The 1,581-nt window shown below is 70.1% G+C and carries 1 protein-coding gene; it reads left to right on the plus strand.

The features are described 5' to 3' along the window. Positions 1-347: 347 nt before the first annotated feature. Positions 348-1,581 (plus strand): ROK family transcriptional regulator (locus tag U4012_RS35475; RefSeq protein WP_321804523.1); only part of this gene is annotated, 1,234 nt, incomplete at its 3' end.

The following is a 1,581-nucleotide window of genomic DNA, read 5'->3' on the forward strand; positions in this document are numbered from 1 at the left end:
CAGGTTCACGCCGCGCCCCATACCGTCCTGGTGACGCGCATGACGCGCCATCCTTCCTTCGCCACCTGCGCATCAGGACAAATCGCCCCCCCGGCTTGCGCGACGAGACAGTCCGGCCGGCGATCCGCCGAGAGCGCGCGCCGGCCGCGATCCATCGCGCGAATTCGACATCGCCGGTCCCGCTGCACGCCGCGGTGGCCACCCGCCCGCGACAACCCAGGCCCCTCCTTCGTCCCGGAACAAAACCGGGATTTCCCTAGGCTGACATGCCAGCGCTCACGCGGTTAAATAAATCAACATGATTTATTTAATACGTCGACGTTCGACGCAACATGGAAGGAGACGCCATGCGAAGCCCGCACTTCGGTCAGGGCAGCAATTCGGCCAACGTGCGCCGTTACAACGAGCGCCTGCTGCTGAAGACGCTGCGCCGCGTGGGCAGCGCGTCGAAGGCCGACCTCGCGCGTCTCGCGAACATGACGAGCGCGGCTGTCGGCGGCATCATCGCGTCGCTCGCCGACGCGAAGCTGATCGAATCCGCCGGCCGCACCGAGGGCCAGCGCGGCCAGCCGGCGTCGCTGATCCGCCTCGATCCGCGCGGCGCGTTCGGCATCGGCGTCCATCTCGACCGGATGCGCATCGAGACGGCGCTCGTCAATTTCGCGGGCGACGTGCTCGGTCGCCGCTCCCACGACTGCCTGCTCCCCCCGCCCGCCGACGTGCTCGACATCGTGCGGCGCGACATCGATGCGATGCAGGACCTGCTCCCCACGCATGAGCGCGCGCGCCTGACGGGCGTCGGCGTCGCCCAGCCGTACAACCTCGGCGCGTGGATGCGCGAACTCGGCCTCGCACCCGACACGTTCCGCGCGTGGGAAGACGTCGACTTCGCGAGCGACCTCGGGCGCACGCTGTCGCTGCCCGTGTTCGGCGAAAACGACGGCAACGCGGCCGCGATCGCCGAACTGTTCTACGGGTACGGCCGGCAGTGCGACGATTTCGTGTACCTGTTCATCGGTCCCGCGATCGGCGGCGGCATCGCGATCGACGGCGACTGCCTGCGCGGCGTGACCGGCAATGCCGGCGACATCGCCGTGATTCCGGTGCCGCCGAGCCGGCTGGCGTCCGCGCCGCCGCCCCGCGGCCCGTGGGACATCCTGCTCGCCCGCGCATCGCTGCACGCGCTCGTGCGTCATCTGCGCCATCACGGCGAGACGGTCGAGAACCGCGCCGATCTCGAGGCCTGTATCGCGCGTGGCCTGCCGGCGGTCGACGAATGGATCGACGACTGTGTCGACGCGCTCGCGCCGGCATTGCGTGCGGTGCTGTGCGTCGTCGATGCGCCGGTGGTCGTGCTCGACGCCGATACCGACGCCGGCCTGCTCGATGCGGTGACGACCCGCCTGCGCGCGGCGCTCGTCGCCACCGCGCCGGAAGCGCGCGGCACGCCGACGCTCGTGCGCGGCTCGTTCGGCGCCGACGCCGGTGCGATCGGCGCCGCGACACTGCCGATGTTCTTCAACTTCTCTCCACGGGCCGGCATCCTCAAGGGCGCCCGCACCGAATCGCAGGAGGTCAACC

The organism is Burkholderia sp. BCC1988 (assembly GCF_905339895.1).
Lineage (GTDB): Bacteria > Pseudomonadota > Gammaproteobacteria > Burkholderiales > Burkholderiaceae > Burkholderia.